19 protein-coding genes are annotated in these 18,468 nt (G+C 65.2%); 16 read left to right on the top strand and 3 right to left on the bottom strand.

Annotated features, from left to right (window positions below; translation table 11 throughout):
• Positions 1 to 18: 18 nt before the first annotated feature.
• Positions 19 to 1,338: an MFS transporter gene (locus tag JMY29_RS19430; protein ID WP_018779355.1), complete on the bottom strand. Its 1,320-nt coding sequence runs from the start codon at positions 1,336 to 1,338 to the stop codon at positions 19 to 21.
• A 205-nt stretch (positions 1,339 to 1,543) separates the two neighbouring features.
• Here JMY29_RS19430 and JMY29_RS19425 point away from each other — a divergent pair, with 205 nt between their 5' ends.
• The 12 genes from JMY29_RS19425 (at position 1,544) to JMY29_RS19370 (ending at position 13,480) form a co-directional block, all read left to right on the top strand.
• Positions 1,544 to 2,314 (top strand): IclR family transcriptional regulator, encoded by a 771-nt coding sequence (locus JMY29_RS19425; RefSeq protein ID WP_039243448.1) that lies wholly within the window; start codon positions 1,544 to 1,546, stop codon positions 2,312 to 2,314.
• A gap of 225 nt (positions 2,315 to 2,539) precedes the next feature.
• Positions 2,540 to 3,457 carry a shikimate dehydrogenase gene (locus tag JMY29_RS19420; RefSeq protein ID WP_018779353.1) on the top strand — a complete coding sequence of 306 codons (918 nt, stop codon included), beginning with the start codon at positions 2,540 to 2,542 and terminating at the stop codon, positions 3,455 to 3,457.
• The gene (locus JMY29_RS19415; protein ID WP_189076574.1) at positions 3,457 to 5,328 is read left to right on the top strand and encodes a bifunctional sugar phosphate isomerase/epimerase/4-hydroxyphenylpyruvate dioxygenase family protein; all 1,872 of its coding nucleotides are present in this window, start codon (positions 3,457 to 3,459) and stop codon (positions 5,326 to 5,328) included. The genes JMY29_RS19420 and JMY29_RS19415 overlap by 1 nt, the downstream gene beginning before the upstream one ends.
• Before the next feature lie 86 nt (positions 5,329 to 5,414).
• The gene (gene pcaH / locus JMY29_RS19410) at positions 5,415 to 6,239 is read left to right on the top strand and encodes a protocatechuate 3,4-dioxygenase subunit beta (RefSeq protein ID WP_374757531.1); all 825 of its coding nucleotides are present in this window, start codon (positions 5,415 to 5,417) and stop codon (positions 6,237 to 6,239) included.
• A 4-nt stretch (positions 6,240 to 6,243) separates the two neighbouring features.
• Positions 6,244 to 6,864 (top strand): protocatechuate 3,4-dioxygenase subunit alpha, encoded by a 621-nt coding sequence (gene pcaG / locus JMY29_RS19405; protein ID WP_189076572.1) that lies wholly within the window; start codon positions 6,244 to 6,246, stop codon positions 6,862 to 6,864.
• Positions 6,861 to 8,282: a lyase family protein gene (locus tag JMY29_RS19400; protein WP_189076571.1), complete on the top strand. Its 1,422-nt coding sequence runs from the start codon at positions 6,861 to 6,863 to the stop codon at positions 8,280 to 8,282. The genes pcaG and JMY29_RS19400 overlap by 4 nt, the downstream gene beginning before the upstream one ends.
• Positions 8,275 to 9,084: an alpha/beta fold hydrolase gene (locus tag JMY29_RS19395; RefSeq protein WP_189076570.1), complete on the top strand. Its 810-nt coding sequence runs from the start codon at positions 8,275 to 8,277 to the stop codon at positions 9,082 to 9,084. The genes JMY29_RS19400 and JMY29_RS19395 overlap by 8 nt, the downstream gene beginning before the upstream one ends.
• Entirely contained in the window at positions 9,081 to 9,533 is a 453-nt protein-coding gene (pcaC, locus tag JMY29_RS19390) for a 4-carboxymuconolactone decarboxylase (protein ID WP_039243438.1), read from the top strand. The genes JMY29_RS19395 and pcaC overlap by 4 nt, the downstream gene beginning before the upstream one ends.
• 43 nt (positions 9,534 to 9,576) lie before the next feature.
• On the top strand, positions 9,577 to 10,797 hold the full coding sequence (locus tag JMY29_RS19385; protein WP_018779346.1) for a thiolase family protein: 1,221 nt from the start codon (positions 9,577 to 9,579) through the stop codon (positions 10,795 to 10,797).
• Positions 10,798 to 10,801: 4 nt separating this feature from the next.
• Positions 10,802 to 11,485 (top strand): 3-oxoacid CoA-transferase subunit A, encoded by a 684-nt coding sequence (locus tag JMY29_RS19380; RefSeq protein ID WP_018779345.1) that lies wholly within the window; start codon positions 10,802 to 10,804, stop codon positions 11,483 to 11,485.
• 2 nt (positions 11,486 to 11,487) lie between these two features.
• On the top strand, positions 11,488 to 12,156 hold the full coding sequence (locus JMY29_RS19375; RefSeq protein WP_018779344.1) for a 3-oxoacid CoA-transferase subunit B: 669 nt from the start codon (positions 11,488 to 11,490) through the stop codon (positions 12,154 to 12,156).
• Positions 12,157 to 12,676: 520 nt separating this feature from the next.
• Positions 12,677 to 13,480, top strand: coding sequence for an IclR family transcriptional regulator domain-containing protein (locus JMY29_RS19370; protein ID WP_018779343.1), 804 nt, complete (start codon positions 12,677 to 12,679; stop codon positions 13,478 to 13,480).
• Positions 13,481 to 13,538: 58 nt separating this feature from the next.
• On the opposite strand, the gene JMY29_RS19365 is transcribed toward JMY29_RS19370, so the two are convergent.
• Entirely contained in the window at positions 13,539 to 13,883 is a 345-nt protein-coding gene (locus JMY29_RS19365) for an iron chaperone (RefSeq protein WP_189076569.1), read from the bottom strand.
• Between the two features lie 40 nt (positions 13,884 to 13,923).
• On the bottom strand, positions 13,924 to 14,322 hold the full coding sequence (locus JMY29_RS19360) for a RidA family protein (RefSeq protein ID WP_018779341.1): 399 nt from the start codon (positions 14,320 to 14,322) through the stop codon (positions 13,924 to 13,926).
• Between the two features lie 135 nt (positions 14,323 to 14,457).
• Between JMY29_RS19360 and JMY29_RS19355 the strand changes: the two genes are divergently transcribed.
• The 4 genes from JMY29_RS19355 to JMY29_RS19340 all read left to right on the top strand — a co-directional run bounded on the left by JMY29_RS19355 (position 14,458) and on the right by JMY29_RS19340 (position 18,466).
• Entirely contained in the window at positions 14,458 to 15,306 is an 849-nt protein-coding gene (locus tag JMY29_RS19355) for a fumarylacetoacetate hydrolase family protein (RefSeq protein WP_189076568.1), read from the top strand.
• Positions 15,307 to 15,341: 35 nt separating this feature from the next.
• Positions 15,342 to 15,824, top strand: a complete 483-nt coding sequence (locus tag JMY29_RS19350; RefSeq protein ID WP_055973957.1) for a cupin domain-containing protein — start codon at positions 15,342 to 15,344, stop codon at positions 15,822 to 15,824.
• A gap of 3 nt (positions 15,825 to 15,827) precedes the next feature.
• A complete protein-coding gene (locus JMY29_RS19345) occupies positions 15,828 to 16,700 on the top strand; it encodes an acyl-CoA thioesterase (RefSeq protein WP_189076567.1) in 873 nt (290 codons plus the stop codon).
• A gap of 71 nt (positions 16,701 to 16,771) precedes the next feature.
• A complete protein-coding gene (locus JMY29_RS19340) occupies positions 16,772 to 18,466 on the top strand; it encodes an AMP-binding protein (protein ID WP_189076566.1) in 1,695 nt (564 codons plus the stop codon).
• Positions 18,467 to 18,468 lie beyond the last annotated feature (2 nt).

Below are 18,468 nucleotides of genomic sequence, written 5' to 3'. Positions count from 1 at the left end.
CGCCGGAGAGGTGACGTTCTAGCGCAGGCCGAGTTCCGCCGTCGGGACCTTTGCCGATTCGCGTGCCGTGGAGGCCGAGACGATGGCGATGAGGCAGACGATGGCCGTGAAGATGGACACGGGAACCCATCCACCGGGTTTGGTGCCACCGATGGCGGTCACGATGGTCGGGGCGAAACCTGCGGCGAGGAAGCCGAGCTGCGTGCCGATGGCCAGGCCGGAGAAGCGGACCTTGGTGCTGAACATTTCACCGTAGAACGACGGCCAGACGGCGTTGGCGGCAGCGTAGCCAAGGGAGAAGTACACGACGGCGGCCAGGAACATCAGCGGCGTGGAACCGGACTCGAAGCTCAGGAAGAAGACCGGCGTCATGATGGCGCTGGCCACTGCTCCGTAGATGAACACGGGCTTGCGGCCGATGCGGTCTGCCAGCGTGCCGAAGAGCGGCTGGGTTCCCAGAGCCACGAGGTTGGCCACAACCACCAGCCATAGGGTGATGGTGCTGTTCACGTGCGCAACGTCCTGGGCGTACTTGATGGCCAGGGTGCCGAAGACCGTGCTGACTGCGGCAATGAACGCGCAGCAGATCACGCGGAGGACGTCCTGCCAGTGGTGCTTGAGGAGGTCGGCGATAGGGAGCTTGGCAATCTGGTTGTTCTTCTGTGCCTCAGCGAATGCGGGTGGCTCGTGCAGGGTGCGGCGGATGAAGAAGGCAACCAGCACCACTACTGCGCTGAGCCAGAACGGAATACGCCAGCCGATGCCGTACTTGATGTCATCCGGCAGTGCCACCACGGGAATGAACACGAGCGCTGCCAGGATCTGGCCGCCCTGCGTTCCCGTCAAGGTCCATGAGGTGAAGAAGGAGCGGCGGTTGTCCGGGGCGTGCTCCAGGGTCATGGATGACGCGCCGGCCTGCTCGCCTGCTGCCGACAAACCCTGGCAGAGCCGGGCAAGTACCAGGAGGATCGGGGCACCCCAGCCGATGGTTTTGAAGTCGGGGAGGCAGCCGATCACGAAGGTCGAGGCGCCCATGAGCACCAGGGTGAACATGAGGACCTTCTGCCGGCCGATCCGGTCGCCGAAGTGACCCAGGAACGCAGCGCCGATGGGCCGTGCAAGGTAGGCGAAGCCGAACGTGGCAAAGGACATGACGGCCGCATTGGTGTCTGCGTCCGGGAAGAAGACGTGCGGGAAAATCAAGGCCGCGGCAGATCCGAAGATGAAGAAGTCGTAGTACTCCACGGCGCTGCCCAGGAAGCTGGCGAGGGCAGCCTTCTTGGGTGTCCCGGTGGTTTCGGTGATGCCTGGCGTCGCTGACGGCATTGTTTGGCTCATTGGGTGTTCCTTCTGTGACGACGATGTCGCGAATAGAGCTTCAGCGGGAGACCCAAGCGAGGTGCGGCCGGTCAATCCCTTAGCTAGTAACCACATGGTGAGAGCTACTTGCGTAATACAGCAATGATCCCTGTGAGTATGGTCACTTGTCAAGAGGTGTAATCACCATCTAGAAATAGCTCTCACTATGTGAGAGCATCGGGTTATGAGTGTGAAAGAGGACACAAAGACCGACATGGTCGGCAAAGCCCTGGGCCTGCTGGTCCTGCTGGGAAACGAGCCGAAGGGTGCAAGTGCGGCGGATCTGGCCAGAAGCGCCGGACTGCCTTTCAGTACTACCTACCGGCTGCTGGGCTCGTTGACCCGCGACGGATTCGTTGACTACGAACCCGATGGCCGCCGCTACCACCTGGGCCTGCGCGTCTTCCAGCTCGGGCAACGCGTCTCCAACCATCACGGCTTCGCTGCCACAGCGCTGCCGGTCCTGCAGCGGGTCACCGACAGTACGCATGAGGCCACCATCCTCTCGGTCCGCGACGGCGACCACCACCTCACGGTCAACAAGGTGGACGGGCCCAAGACGTTCCGCGTCACCAGTGACCCCGGACATCTGGGAGCGTTGCACACGACGTCGGTGGGCAAGGCCCTGGTTGCGTTCGAGGATGAGCCCGAGCGAAAACGCCTGATCGAGGAACTTCCCCTGGACCCGCTCACTGAGCATTCCATCACCGACCGCGACAAGTTCCGGGCGGAAATTGAACAGGTGCGCCGGCAGGGCTACGCCGTGATGGACGAGGAAAACGAGATCGGCATGCGTGCCGTCGCTGTCCCGGTCCTCAACTCCCAGGGCCACGCGTTCGCTTCCCTGGCCACTGCCGTTCCGGTTTTCCGACTCAGCATGGAGGAACTCATCGCCCATGTGCCCACCCTGCAGGAGGCTGCGGCTGAACTCGCGGCCCGCCTGCCGCAGCGCTGAGCTTCGTTGCGAGGCCCGTTCTGCGCGCTAAACGTGACTCTGGGCGCGCAAAGCAGGCCCCGCAACGCAAAAATCAGCCCGACGCAACGCATCCGGCACATCATTTGTTCGCGATAAGAACAAGCGTGCGGAATATGAACACTTGTAGTAATCTGGATAACACCCGGCCGTCGACGCCCCAGAAAACGTCAATGGCTGCGGTGCTGAAGTCAAAGGAGCTTTAGGATGAGCAACCGAGCCGAGTCCGTTCTGGTGGGCCTCGTTGGCGAAGGGGTCATGCCCTCGCTCACGCCGCCCATGCATGAACGCGAAGCCGATGTGCAGGGCCTTCGCTTGCTGTACCGCCCCATCGACCTGCTGGAGCTGGCCTTGCCGGCCGCCGCCGTCGGGGACCTCCTCACCGCAGCCGCCCGCATGGGCTTCAACGGCCTTAACATCACTCACCCGTGCAAGCAGCTGGTGCTTGGGCACCTTGATGAAATTTCCGACGACGCCGCGCGCCTGGGTGCCGTCAATACCGTCCTGATCCAAGACGGCCGGTTCATAGGACACAACACGGACTTCTCCGGCTTCGGTTCGGCCTTGAGGGATGGACTTCCGGACGCCACCTTGGGCCGCGTCGTCCAGCTTGGCGCCGGCGGGGCCGGTTCGGCCGTCGCCTACGCGCTCCTCAAGGCCGGCGTCACCACCCTGGACCTGGTGGACGTGGATCCTGCCCGGGCCGCGGAACGTGCCGACGAACTCAGCGGACTTTTCCCGGCGGCCACCGTCACCCCGCGCAGCACGGACGAACTCCCGCAGATCATGCCCCTGGCCGACGGCCTGGTGCACTGCACCCCGATCGGCATGGCCGCCCACCCCGGACTGCCGCTGGACCTGGGACTCGTGGAGCCGCGGCACTGGGTGGCGGACATCGTCTACCGCCCCATCGAAACGCAACTGGTCCGCGAAGCACGGGCCAAGGGCTGCAAAGTCCTCGACGGCGGCCGCATGGCAGTCGGTCAGGCGGCCGACGCCTTCAAGCTCTTCACCGGACGGGACGCCGACCGCAACCGCATGCGGGAGCACTTCCTGGAGCTGATCGCCCTGGAAGACGCCGCAACCGCGCTCTCCGCCGGCACCCTCGCAAAGGCGGCCCACTGATGCGCACCGGAATCGCCACTGTCTGCCTGTCGGGCACCTTGAAGGAAAAGATGCAGGCCTGCGCCATCGCGGGCTTCGACGGCATCGAGATCTTCGAGCAGGACCTCGTCACGTCCCCGCTGAGTCCCGAGGACATCCGGAAGATGGCCGCCGACCTCGGCCTGGGCCTGGATCTCTACCAGCCGTTCCGGGATTTCGACGGCGTCACTCCGGCCCTGCTGAAGGCCAACCTCAAGCGGGCCGAGGCCAAGTTCAAGCTCATGTCGCGCCTGGGCATGGACACCATCCTGGTCTGCTCCAACGTGGCCACGGCCACCATCGATGACGACCAGCTGCGGGCCGAACAGCTGGCAGCGCTCGCCGGACTGGCAGGAGACCACGGGGTCAAGGTTGCCTACGAGGCCTTGGCCTGGGGCAAGTACGTCAACGACTACGAGCACGCCTACCGCCTGGTGGAAATGGTGGACCACCCGAACCTCGGCACCTGCCTGGACTCCTTCCATATCCTTTCCCGCGACTGGGACACCGCCCCGATCGAGGACATCAACGCGGAGAAGATCTTCTTCGTGCAGGTTGCCGACGCCCCCAAGCTCTCCATGGACGTGCTCTCCTGGAGCCGCCACTACCGGGTCTTCCCCGGGGAGGGACAGTTCGAGCTCGCCAAGTTCATGGGCCACGTCGTCCGTGCGGGCTACACCGGGCCGGTATCGCTTGAGGTCTTCAATGACGTCTTCCGCCAGTCGGACGTGGAACGGACCGCAGTGGATGCCATGCGTTCACTCATCTGGCTGGAAGAACAGAGCGCAAAGTGGCTGGCCGGCACCTCCGCGGAAGCCGGAACGGAAGCAGCAGCCTCGTCCCGCCGTCGTTATCCCATGGAACTTGCCACGCTGCCCAAGGTCAACGAACCAGCCGGCTTCAACTTCGCCGAGGTCAAAGCCGACGACACCGCGCAGCTCGAGAAGCTCCTGGGGCAGCTCGGCTTCGGATTCGAGGGACGCCACCGCACCAAGGACGTCCAGCTCTGGACCATGGGCCAGGCACGCGTCATCATCAACGAGCAAGCGGCCTCGCACTCGGAACCGGCCATCGCGGCCCTGGGGTTCGACGTCGACTCTCCAGTGATTGCCTCCGCTCGCGCCCAGCAACTCAAGGCGCCCGTAGTGGCGCGCAAGGTCCAGGCCGACGAGGAAGTTTTCCAAGGCATCTCCGCCCCGGACTCCACCGAGATCTTCCTGTGCCAAGGCAGCCCTGACGGAACCGCAGCCTGGACGCACGAGTTCGGCGAAGGCCTGGAACACGTTCCCAGCGGGCAGAACGCGGTCATTGACCACGTGAACCTCGCCCAGCCGTGGCAGCACTTTGACGAAGCCGTCCTCTTCTACACCAGCGCATTGGCCCTGGAACCGCTGCCGTTCGCAGAGGTCCCGAGCCCCAGCGGCCTGGTGCGCTCGCAGGTCATGGAAACCAGCACCGGCGCGGTGCGGCTGGTGCTGAACCTGGCGCCGGCCCAGCAAGCGCAGAACGCCCGCAAAACGTACCAGGAACACATCGCCTTCGCCGTGGACGACCTCGTAGCCACGGCGCGGTCCGCCCGGGACCGCGGCCTTGAGTTCCTGCAGATTCCGGCCAACTATTACGAGGACCTGGACGCACGGTTCGATCTTGAACCGGGCTTCCTGGCCACCCTCCAGGAGCTCAACCTCCTGTATGACCGGGACGCCAACGGCGAATTCCTCCACTTCTACACGGCCACAGTAGGCAGTGTGTTTTTTGAAATGGTGGAGCGCCGTGGCAGCTACAACGGCTACGGAGCCCCGAATGCCCCAGTCCGCCATGCCGTCCAATACGACTCACTTCACCGGGCATAGCTGCCCGAACCTCACAAAGAATCCATAGAAAGGAGCCGGTTGTGCCGCAAGACAACACTGCACAAGCTCTAGAATCCGAGGAACTCGTGCCGCCAGCAGAGCCGCATGCCGCGCACGATGCCAGGAAGGTTGAGACGCAGGCGGACCTCAGCGCTGAGATCAAGGCCATCGGGGATCGTTACGCCCAGGCACTGAAGGACGGCAAAGGACCTGAAACCATGCCGCGGCTGGACTATGCGCCCTACCGCAGCAGCATCCTGCGCCACCCCACCAAGAGCCTGCACCACGCGGACCCGGAGACCATCGAGCTCTACTCGCCGGCCTTCGGACACCAGGACGTGCACGCACTGGAATCGGACCTGACCATCCAGCACAACGGCGAGCCGCAGGGTGAGCGCATCATCGTCGCCGGCCGCGTGCTGGACGGCGACGGCCGCCCGGTGGCCGGCCAGCTCGTGGAGATCTGGCAGGCCAACGCATCGGGCCGCTACATCCACAAGCGCGACCAGCACCCCGCACCGCTCGACCCGAACTTCACCGGCGTCGGACGCTGCATTACCGGCGCCGACGGCTCGTACTCCTTCACCACCATCAAACCCGGCGCCTACCCGTGGAAGAACCACCTGAATGCCTGGCGTCCGGCGCACATCCACTTCTCCATGTTCGGCTCGGAGTTCACGCAGCGCATCGTCACCCAGATGTACTTCCCGGGTGACCAGTTGTTCCCGTTGGACCCCATCTACCAATCGATCGTGGACCAGGACGCCCGCGACCGCCTGGTGGCACAGTACGACCACGAGCTGACCAGCCCCGAGTGGGCCCTCGGCTACAAGTGGGACATCATCCTGACCGGTTCCAAGCGGACCTGGACGGAAAACGAAGCATACGGCGACGCCGGGGACGAGGAGTAAGCACATGAGCAAGCTGACACCCACACCGGGCCAGACCGTGGGCCCCTTCTACGGCTACGCCCTCCCCTTCACCAAGGACAACGAGCTCCTGGCCCCGGGCAGCCCCGGCAGCATCCGCCTTCAAGGCACGGTGTACGACGGCGCGGGCAACCCCATCCCGGACGCCATCCTTGAGATCTGGCAGCCGGATACCGAAGGCAACATCGTCCAGCGCACCGGCTCCCTGGTCCGTGACGGCTACACGTTCACCGGCTGGGGCCGGGGCTCCGTGGGCAACTCCGGCGTGTACACGTTCACCACGGTCAACCCGGGTCCCACCAAGCCCGGAGCGGCAGCGTTCATCTCGGTGGCCGTTTTCGCCCGCGGCCTCATGAACCGCCTCTTCACCCGCGTGTACCTGCCGGAAAACGAGGAAGCACTGGCCAATGATCCCTTGCTGAGCTCCCTGGATCCGGAACGCCGCAAGACGCTCATCGCCCGTCGCGACCCCGACGGTGGCCTCACCTGGGACATCCGCCTGCAGGGTGGCGACGAGACCGTGTTCCTGGACTTCCAGCAAGACGGTTCGCTCGACAACAGCGTCGGCAACAGCGGGGACTCGCCGGCAAGGGAAAACCTGGCATGATCGACGGCGACTTCGGCCTCCTCAGCCCCGTCTCGGCGTCGCCCTCCGTGGCCGCGCTGACGGGCGACCGTGCCGTGATCGCGGCAATCCTCGACGTCGAAGCTGCCTGGGCGGCTGTCCTCGAGGAAGCCGGGCTTGCCCCGGCGGGATCCGCCGCTGTGGTGGCCGAAGCCGCCAACCCCGCGTCCTACGACGTCGCGGATATCGCTGAACGGGCCCAAGGCGGAGGCAACCCGGTGATTCCGCTGCTCGGCGACCTCCGCGCCCGGGTCCGCGGGCTGGACACCGCCGGCATCGGTGCGGGCAAGGCGGTCCACGCCTCGCTCACCAGCCAGGACGTCCTCGACTCCGCCCTCATGCTGCTCGCCCGCAGGACCATCGCGGCGCTCCTGGCCGAAGTCAAGGGCACGACGACGGCGCTCGCCACCTTGGCGGAACAGCATGCGGAAACGCTGTGCGTGGGCAGGAGCCTGACGCAGCATGCGCTTCCGTACTCGTTCGGGCTCAGGGCTGCGCAGTGGTTCCAGGGCGTGGCCGCTGCGGCTGCGCGCCTGGAGTCGTTGGAGTTGCCCGTACAGTTCGGCGGGGCCGGCGGAACCTTGGCCTCCGGGACCAGGCTGGCCGCGGGCTCCGGTTCAACGCCCTTTACACTGTCCGATTCGTGGGCGGCTGCGCTGGGGTTGGCCCCGGCGGCGGCTCCCTGGCACACCAACCGCCTGGTGGTGACGGCCCTCGGTGACGGGCTTGCGGCACTGGTCGATTCCTTCGGGAAGATCGCAGCGGACCTGTTGTTCCTGAGCCGTCCGGAGGTTGCCGAACTTGGCGAGCCCCTGGCTGCCGGCCGCGGTGTCTCTTCGGCCATGCCGCAGAAGCAGAATCCGGTGCTCTCCGTGCTCATCCGCAGCGCAGCGTTGCAGGCTCCCGGCCTCGCATCTCAGCTGCACCTGGCCGCGGCCACTTTCAATGACGAACGCCCCGACGGCGCCTGGCACAGCGAATGGCCGGCGCTGCGTCGCCTGCTGGGCCTGGCGATGGGCGCTGCTTCCCACCTCCGCGAACTCACCGAGGGTCTCCGTGTCTTCCCGGAAGCGATGCGCAGGAACCTGCAGTTGTCGGGCCCGCTGCTCCTCAGCGAAGGTGTGTCGGCCGCCGTCGCCCCTCTGCTGGGCGAGGACGGAAAGCAGAAGCTGCAGGCCGTCGTCGACCGGACCCTTGCTGCTCCGGCAACCGAACAGGGGGACACGTACCGCAAGCTCCTCCGTGAAACCGTTCCATCCAACAAGCTCTCCGACGCCGGGCTTGAGGCACTGCTGGATCCGGCAAGCTACCTGGGCGAGGCACAGGAGATCAGCCGTCGGATCCTCGCCGCCTACCCCGGCTTCACCGGATCCCCTGCGAAAGGAGCCCCTCGTGGCTAAGCCAACCATCAAGGCCGTGTTGCTGTCCCCGAAGCGTGAACTCGGAGCGAAACCGCTCCTGGTGGTCGGCCCGTCGCTGGGTACCTCCACCGTTCTGTGGTCCGAAACCGCCGCGCTCCTGGGCGACGAATACGACGTCATCGGCTGGGACCTGCCCGGCCACGGCATCTCGCCGGCCGCCGCCGAAGGTTTCCACGTCGCGGACCTGGCGGACGCCGTCGTCGACCTTGTGGACTCTGTCACCGGAAACACGGCTGCGACGTTCCACTACGCGGGTGTCTCCCTGGGCGGAGCCACCGGCCTGCAGCTCGGCATCAAGCACGGCGACCGCCTCCGCAGCTTGTCCGTCCAGTGCTCCGGGCCGAAGCTCGGCACTCCGGAGGGCTGGCTGGACCGTGCGGAAACCGTGCGCTCCCTGGGTACTCCGGTGATGATCCAGGGTTCCGCTGAGCGCTGGTTCGGCCACGGATTCATGGATCGCCAGCCGGAGATCAGCAGCCGCCTGCTGCACGCACTCCGCGACGCCGACAGGTTCAGCTATTCGTTCTGCTGCGAAGCCCTGGCCCGCTTGGACGTCCGCGATCAGCTCGGCAGCATCACCGTCCCCACGCAGGTGATTGCCGGTGAAGAGGACCAGGTCGCACCGCCGTCGATGGCTGAAGAGCTCGTCAACAGCATCGTCGCCGGTGGCGGCACTGCTGAGGCCGTGACGCTCGACGGCGTCGGGCACCTCGCGCCCGCAGAGGCACCGAAAGTCGTGGCATCGCTGATGCACACCTTCATGAAGGAGAACGGACGATGAGCTCTACAGCTTCCGAAAGCAACGACGCGGCACGCAATGGTGCCGTACAGGCGGACGCCACCGCGCAGGATATCTACGACGCCGGCATGGTGGTCCGCCGCGAAGTGCTCGGCGACGCGCACGTGGACCGGGCGAATGCCGGCAAGGATTCCTTCACCGAGGACTACCAGGACATGATCACCAGGATCGCCTGGGGTGGCATCTGGACGCGGCCTGGCCTGAGCCGGCAAATGCGTTCCGCGGTCACCCTCACGGCGCTGGTGGCGCACGGTCACTGGGAAGAGCTGGCCATGCACGTCCGGGCAGCCCTCAACAACGGCCTGAGCAGGGACGAAATCAAGGAAATTCTGCTGCAGACCGCCATTTATTGCAGTGTGCCGTCGGCCAACTCGGCCTTCAAGACGGCCCAAAAAGTATTCGCCGAAATCGACGCCACCGAACCCAACTGACCCCAGGTCCCCTGGTTGGTCAGGCAGAAACGAAGGAAACACCATGAACCAGGCTTTTGTGTACGACGCCGTGCGCACGCCCTTTGGCAAGTTCGGCTCCGGCCTTGCCGCTGTCCGTCCCGATGACCTTGCCGCGCACGTGGTCCGCGAGTCCGTGAAGCGGGCACCCGGGCTGGATGTTGAGCGGATCGACGAGGTCGTGTTCGGCAACGCCAACGGTGCAGGCGAGGAAAACCGCAACGTGGCCCGCATGGCCACCCTGTTGGCCGGCCTGCCCGTGTCCATTCCGGGCACTACGGTCAACCGTTTGTGTGGCTCGTCCCTGGACGCGGCCATCATTGCTTCGCGCCAGATCAACGCCGGCGACGCCGACCTCATGCTGGTGGGCGGTGCCGAGTCCATGTCCCGTGCGCCGTGGGTGCTGCCCAAGACGTCCAAGCCCTACCCGGCCGGTGACATGACCCTGGCATCCACCACGCTTGGTTGGCGTTTGGTGAACCCGGCCATGAACAAGGACTGGACCATCTCCCTGGGCGAAGCCACCGAACGACTGCGCGAGAAGTACGGGATCACCCGGGAACGGCAGGACGCTTTTGCGGCGGACTCGCACAACCTGGCCGACGCCGCGTGGAACGAAGGCTTCTACGATTCTTTGGTCACGGCGGTTCCGGGCACTGATCTCGTCCGGGACGAGGGCATCCGTGCCGGTTCTTCCGCTGAGAAGCTCGCGGGTTTGAAGACCGTGTTCCGCCCTGAGTCTGACGGGCCCGACGGCGGTACGGTCACCGCCGGGAACGCCTCACCTTTGTCCGATGGTGCTTCGGCTGCGTGGATCGGTTCGGAAGCCGCTGCGGGGATTCTTGGTTTGGATCCCTTGGCCCGTATTGCCGGCCGTGGCGCGCATGGCAACGATCCCCAGTTCTTCGGGTTCGCCCCGGTGGAGGCCGCGAACAAGGCCCTGGCGAAGGCGGGCATCGGCTGGGACCAGGTGGGCGCCGTCGAACTTAACGAAGCGTTCGCCGCGCAATCGCTGGCGTGCGTTGACGCGTGGGGAATCGACCCCGGAATCGTGAACCGCCACGGCGGTGCGATCGCGATGGGCCACCCGCTCGGTGCCTCCGGTACCCGCATCCTCGGCACGCTGGCCCGGTCCTTGCAGGCTTCCGGTCAGCGCTGGGGCGTCGCGGCGATCTGCATCGGCGTCGGTCAAGGCCTGGCCGTGGTGCTGGAAAACGTAACTGCCGGAGTTTCAGAAGGAGTCTAGGGCGATGTTGAATTTCATTGACACTGTTGGCGAGGCTGTCGCCGGCATCAAGGACGGGTCCACGGTGATGATCGGCGGGTTCGGCAATGCCGGGCAGCCGTTCGAACTCATTGATGCCCTGATGGATTGTGGCGCGAAGGACCTGACCGTGGTGAACAACAACGCCGGCCAGGGCGATCAGGGCCTGGCGTTGCTGATCAAGGAAGGCCGGGTCCGCAAAATGATCTGTTCCTTCCCGCGGCAGTCCGATTCCTGGCACTTCGACGCCAAGTTCCATGCCGGTGAGATCGAGCTGGAGCTCGTGCCGCAGGGCAACCTGGCTGAGCGTATCCGAGCCGCCGGCGCCGGGATTGGCGGGTTCTTCACCCCCACCGGCTACGGCACCACCTTGGCTGAAGGCAAGGAAACCCGGTTGCTGGATGGGAAGTGGCAGGTGTTTGAGACCCCGATCCACGCCGACGTCGCGCTGATCAAGGCACTCAAGGCCGACGGCAAGGGCAACCTCGTCTACCGCAAGACCGCCCGTAATTTCGGCCCGATCATGGCCGCCGCAGCCAAGCACACCATTGTGCAGGTCTCGGAGATCGTCCCCACCGGTTCGCTGGATCCGGAGAACGTGGTGACACCCGGTATTTACGTCAACAGCGTGGTCCGCGTCGGCGGTTCCCGAGCAGAGCAGGTGGCCTGATCATGAGCACCCAGACAAGCATCCAAACCTCCGAAAAGCCGCTGGGCCGCGACGAACTCGCCCAGCTGGTGGCCCGCGATATCGCTCCCGGTTCGTTCGTGAACCTGGGCATTGGCCAGCCGACGCTCGTGTCCAACTACCTCACCGAGGAACAGAACATCACGCTCCACACGGAGAACGGGATGCTCGGCATGGGCCCGGCAGCTGTTGGCGAGGAGATTGACGGTGATTTGATCAACGCCGGCAAAATCCCCGTCACCGAACTTCCCGGAGCTTCGTACTTCCACCACGCCGACTCGTTCGCGATCATGCGCGGCGGGCACCTGGACATCTGCGTCCTCGGGGCCTTCCAAGTCTCCGCCACCGGCGACCTCGCCAACTGGCACACCGGGGCTCCGGACGCTATTCCCGCCGTGGGTGGCGCGATGGACCTCGCCACCGGCGCCAAGGATGTCTTCGTGATGATGACCCTGCTGACCCGCGAGGGCGTGTCCAAGCTCGTGGAGAAGTGCACGTACCCGCTGACCGGCGTCGGCTGCGTTACCCGCGTCTACACGGACAAGGCAGTGTTCCTCACAGGACCCGACGGCGTCACCGTCCGCGAGACCTTCGGCTGCACCTTCGACGAGATCCAGGAACTCGTGCCCCTTCCGCTGAAAAAGGCAGAGTAGGCCCCGCAAGTTTGGGCTCTCCGTTGTGAGGCCCGCTCTACGTGCTATCCCCTCGGCATAGCCCGCAGAGTAGGCCCCGCAAATCTGGGCTCCCCGTTGTGAGGCCCGCTTTGCGTGCTATCCCCTTGGCATGGCCCGCAGAGTAGGCCCCGCAAGTTTGGGCTCCCCGTTGTGAGGCCCGCTTTGCGTGCTATCCCCTTGGCATGGCGCGCAGAGTAGGCCCCGCAAATCTGGGCTCCCCGTTGTGAGGCCCGCTCTACATCCCCACCGCCTCCCTAACCTCGCAAGCTTGGTCAGGGAACCCGGGCGGCGTGGGCCCTGTTTCGGCATGGCGCGCAGGGTAGGCCCCGCAAGTTTGGGCTCCCTGTTGTGGGGCCCGCTTTGCGGGCTATCCCCTTGGCATGGCGCGCAGAGTAGGCCCCGCAAATCTGGGCTCCCCGTTGTGAGGCCCGCTTTGCATATTATTTTTCCCGCTTAGGGCGCAAAGCGGACCCCGCAACGCCACCTAGGATTGGTAACCATGACCGACTCCGCAGTTACCCCGCAGGCCAGCGACCAGTACGTCCAGTCGCTGGCCCGGGGCCTCGCCGTGATCCGGGCGTTCGACGCAAACAACCCCGTCATGACGTTGAGCGAAGTCGCAGCCCGCACGGACCTGACCCGCGCTACGGCTCGCCGGTTCCTGCATACCCTGGTTGAGCTCGGCTACGTCCGCACCGACGGAAAGACCTTTGCGCTCACGGCCAAAGTGCTGCAGCTCGGCTACTCGTACCTCTCCGCCCTGTCCCTGCCGCAACTCGCCCAGCCCCACTTGGAGCAGCTCAGCCTGAAACTTGGGGAATCCACGTCGGCCGCAGTCCTCGACGGGCAGGACATTTTCTACGTGGCGCGGGTCGCCACCAAACGCATCATGAACGTCGGAATCACGGTCGGCACGCGGTTCCCCGCCTACGCGACATCCATGGGCCGGGTGCTGCTTGCCGGACTTCCGCAGGCCAAGCTCGAGGCATACCTGACGACGGCGGAACTCACCCCGCTCACGCCGCGAACCGTCGCCAGCGTGCCCGACTTGAGGGCCGCCGTCGAGCGTGTCCGTCAGCAGGGCTGGTGCCTGCTTGACCAGGAGCTGGAACTCGGGCTGATGTCCATCGCCGCCCCGGTCTGGAACCACAACAACGGGGACAACGTGGCCGCGATCAACGTGTCCCTGCAGGCCCAGGCCGTTGCGGCGCAGCCGGATCCGGACCAGTACCTGGAGGAAGTGCGGCAGCAGGTGGTGGCGACCGCCGACGCCATTTCCCAGGACGTCTCGGCCAAGCACTGAGTTTTTGTACAGCTAATGCCCGCAAGCTGGCCTCAGAAGGGCATCAGCTGTACAAAAACTACTTCCGGATCGCCGCGAGCCGCGTTTCCAGAATCCGCCGCACCATGGAGTCGGGCACGGGGTTGTCCGCGGAGAACCTCAATGTTCCCGGCGACCACGAGTACCCGCCAAGCTCCTCCGACATTTCGGGGAGGATCTGGCCGCTGAACGGGTACAGCGCCAAGTGCTTCTTCGTTTCGAGCACGCTCACGAGGCCCTTGCCATCCACCAGCAACGCGGGCATCCCATAACTGGTGCCTTCCTCGGCGTCAGGGGCAAGCTCCCGCGCGATCCCGACGATCCGTTCCAACGGACCCCGGTTGCCCGCGCTGACAGTGTCCAGGTATTCGGTGACAGTTCCCATAGGGACATGCTTCACCACGGGAACCCGCCAGGCCAGAGGCTTAGCGCTCCGGGATGACCGCGATGCCCTGGATCTCGATCAACGCTTCCTTCTGCCACAGGCGCGTGACGCCGATGCCGGCCATGGCCGGGTACTGCGAGCCCGCCATTTCACGCCACAGCCGTCCGATTTCCCGGCCGTTGGCCATGTAGTCGTCAACGTCGGTGAGGTAGATGGTCACGTTGACCAGGTCCTCAGGTTCACCGCCGGCCTCGCGCAGGGTGGTGAGCACGTTGGTGAACGCCTGTTTGAACTGCTCCACAATCCCGCCGGGAACGATGTTCATGTTCTTGTCCAATGCTGTCTGCCCGCCCAGGAAGACCGTGTTGCCGGCCAGGATTCCGTGCGCGTAGCCGGATGGTTTGGCCAGTGACTCCGGGTTGATTGTTGTGTGACTCATGCTGTTCCTCCTCGGTTGTGGCAACTGCAAAAACTTTTGAAAAGCCCCTGTGCAGATCATTTCCGCCGTGCTACGTTGAGCATATGTGACGATCGTAAAAAAGTCGACACATCCAGAATCTCGAAGGGACAAGCAATGAAACTCGCCACTTTGCGCACGGCCAACGGAGGAACGACGGCGGCCATCGCCACCGGCGACGACGCCTGGCTCGCGCTTCCGGCCAGCGACGTCGGCGCACTCCTGGGCCGGTCGGGCTGGCGGGCTCTCGTGGAGGAAACGCAGGCATCCGGAGCTCCGGTCATCACCGGCGCAGACCCTGCCCCGTTGCTTCCCCGCGCCGGCAAAGTCATCTGCTGCGGCCTGAACTACGGCGACCACATCCAGGAAATGGGCAGGGAGCTTCCCGAATACCCCACCTTGTTCGCCAAGTACGCGGACACCCTGGTCGGCGCCAACGACGCCGTGGAAGTCCACGGCAGTGACCGCGTCGACTGGGAAGCCGAGCTCGCCGTCGTCGTGGGTTCCGAGCTGTACCGGGCGGACGAGGACCAGGCCCGCGAAGCCATCGCCGGGTACACCGTTGCCAACGACGTCTCCATGCGCGACTGGCAGAACCGGACCCTGCAGTGGTTCCAAGGCAAGGCCTGGGACCGCACTACCCCGGTGGGGCCGGTCATGCTGACCGCGGACGAGGCCGGGGAGAGTTTTGACGTCCGCGGCTACGTCAACGGCGAGCTCGTGCAGCAGGGAAACACCAGCACCCTGGTATTCGGACCGGCGCAACTGCTGTCCTACATCTCCCGGTTCACTGTCCTGCGCCCCGGCGACCTCGTACTCACCGGAACGCCCGGGGGAGTGGGCATGGGCATGACTCCGCCCCGCTTCCTGAAGGACGGGGATGTCCTCACCACCGAAATCGACGGGATCGGCCGGCTGGAAAACCTGTTCCGGATCCATGCCGACGTCGCAGTCCCCGCGTCATAACAAACTTCCCGAAACCCACACAAAGGAGAAACCCCATGAGTCAGACAACCACTGAATACGTCCTCGACGGCGACAACTCCATCTACGCCCAGCCTGACGGCAAGGTTGTCCCGGTTGTTACCCGCGCCGGTGCGGAAGACACCAACACCGCACAGTCCGGCGATTGCATCCGCGTCTCCGGCGTCAGCATCCAGCACACCCCGGCGACCAAGATCTGGTTCGGCCAGGTATCCAACACCCCCGGGTACCGTTCACTGCCGCACCACCACGGTGAAGCCGAAACCGGCGGCTATGTGCTCCGGGGCCACGGCCGGATCTACTTTGGCGAGAACTACTCGGAGTTCCTGGACATGAAGGCCGGCGACTGGGTCTTCGTGCCCCCGTTCATGCCCCACGTCGAGGCCAACATGTCCGTCACGGAAGATCTCGTGTGGCTGACCGCCCGCACCCCGGAAAACCTCGTGGTCAACCTTGAGGACGTTCCGGACGAGACCCTCGCCGACTACCGCAGGGCGTAGGCCATGATCGCTGGAACCCTGACCTCGGAGACCTTCCTCCGCGCCGTCCAGCTGACCCCGGCAACGCCGGAGGTTTTCGACGAAGCGTACGAAGCAACCACGCAGTACGTACCGTGGCCAAAAGCCTATGGTGGAGACATGGTGGCCCAAGCCGCAGCAGCCATGATGCGCTCGGTGGACGCTGACAGGACATTGCACTCGATGCACAGCTACTTCATGCGTCCGGTGGATATAGGTTCCAGTGTCCGCTACGAAGTCGAGCGCCTTCGGGACGGCCGCGGATACTCAACGCGGACAGTCCGTGGCTTCCAGAACGGCAAGCCGGTGTACGCCGCGATGGGTTCCTTCCAGGTTCCCGAGGACGGGCCGGACTTCCAGCCTGAGGCGCCTGCCGCCGTCGAGCCTGAATCCCTGCGGTCAGCGGCGGAAGCGCTTGAAGCGGCCGACGGCGCGGCGGCGGAGTACTGGTCGACGGGACGCAGCTTCGACATGCGCCATATTCCCGGTCCGGTATATATCGAATTGGAGGGCGGCATGGTCCCCCAGCAGGCCATCTGGGTCAAAGCCTTCGATGCCTTGCCGGACGACGCCGACCTCCACCGCACAGCCCTTGCCTACGTCTGCGACTACACGATCCTGGAGCCGCTCCTCCGGGTCAATGGATTGAACTGGTCCAGCCCCGGCCTCGCAACGGCGAGCTTGGACCACTCCATGTGGTTCCACCGCGACGGCCGCGCCGACGAATGGGTGCTGTATGCCCAGGAAGCCGTATCCGGCCAGAGCAACAGGGGCCTGGCCATGGGCCGGTTCTTCGACCGGCAAGGCAGGCTCCTGGCAACAGTCGCCCAGGAAGGCATGATCCGCGCGGGCTCCTGACCGGCCCGCAACCCGCACGCCCCAAAACGCCCATCCCCAGCTTCAACGACGCACCACTGAAAGGAACGGCCATGAGCATGTTGCCATCGGCCCACGTGGACACGTTCACCCGCGACCACCTGCCGCCCGCCGATACCTGGCCGGCGCTCGAATTCACCCTCCCCGAACTCCAATACCCGGACCGGCTCAACGCTGCCGCCGTGCTGATCGACGACGCTGTCGAGCAGTACGGTGCCGACCGTCCCGCCCTCCGTACTCCAGACGGCGTTGTCTGGAGCTACGGCGAGCTGCAAACCCGTTCCAACCAGGTGGCCCAGGTCCTCACCGAAGACCTCGGCGTGGTTCCCGGCAACCGCGTGCTGCTGCGCGGTCCCAACAACCCGTGGATCGTCGCGGCCTGGCTCGGCGTCCTGAAGGCCGGAGCCGTGGTGGTCACCACCATGCCCATGCTGCGCTCCACCGAGGTCGCCACCCTGATCGGACTTACCAAGCCGGCGGTTGCGATTTCCGACCACCGCTTCGTGGACGAGCTCGCGATCGCGGCAGGGGACGATGTCACTGTCCTGGCGTACGGATCGACCACCGGTAACGCGGACGACGACGGCGACCTCACCTCCCGTTGCGGGCGCAAGAGCGGGGAGTTCACCGCTGTGGACACGGCCGCGGACGACGTTGCCCTGCTGGGACCGACCTCGGGTACAACCGGTGTGCCCAAGGTGACCATGCATTTCCACCGCGACATCCTGGCCAACGCCGACACGTTTGCCCGGTACATCCTGCAACCCACGGCTGACGATGTCTTTGCGGGCTCACCTCCGCTTGCGTTCACGTTCGGACTCGGGGGCCTGGTGGTCTTCCCGCTCCGCTTCGGCGCGTCATCCCTCCTCACCGAGAAAGCCGGACCCGTGGAACTGGCAGAGCACGCAGCCGCAGCCGGTGCCACCATCCTGTTCACCGCCCCCACGGCGTACCGGGCCATCCTGAAGGAGAAGCGCGGAGATCTCCTGCGCAGCCTGCGGATTGCCGTCTCTGCCGGAGAGCACCTTTCCAAGGAGACCTGGGAAGCCGTCCGTGAAGCCACAGGCCTGCGCCTGGTCAATGGAATCGGGGCCACGGAGATGCTGCACGTCTTCATCTCCGCTGCCGGGGACGATATCCGTCCTGGAACCACGGGGCGTGCTGTGCCGGGGTTCAGGGCCACCATCCTGGACGACGACGGCAACGAACTCGGCGCGGGCAACATCGGCCGCCTGGCAGTCATCGGGCCCACCGGGTGCCGCTACCTGGATGATCCCCGGCAGGCGAACTACGTGGTGCGAGGCTGGAACGTCACCGGGGATACCTTTGCCATGGATGCCGACGGGTACTTCACCTACCAGGCTCGCTCGGACAACATGATCGTCTCCTCCGGGTACAACATCGGCGGGCCGGAGGTTGAATCGGCCATAGACCAGCACCCGGATGTCGTGGAAAACGCGGTCATCGGCATCCCGGACGAGGAACGCGGCAGCATCGTCTGCGCTTTCGTTGTCCTGCGCGACGGAGTCACCGGCGACGCCGCCAAGCGCAAGGAAATCCAGGACTTCGTGAAGCAGACCATCGCGCCCTACAAGTACCCCCGGGACGTCCGCTTCGTCACCGGACTACCGCGCAATCCCAGCGGCAAACTCCAGCACTTCAAGCTCCGCGAAGGAGTCCTTGCACAGGACGCCGGGAGCGCGAGCCAAACCCCGCAACTTACCCCTGCCGGCCAGAGCCAGGCCTGAAA

This window comes from Paenarthrobacter nicotinovorans, from assembly GCF_021919345.1.
Classification (GTDB): Bacteria; Actinomycetota; Actinomycetes; order Actinomycetales; family Micrococcaceae; genus Arthrobacter; species Arthrobacter nicotinovorans.
Note: the sequence above shows the minus strand (reverse complement) of the source record. Positions and strands in the feature narration are given on the sequence as shown.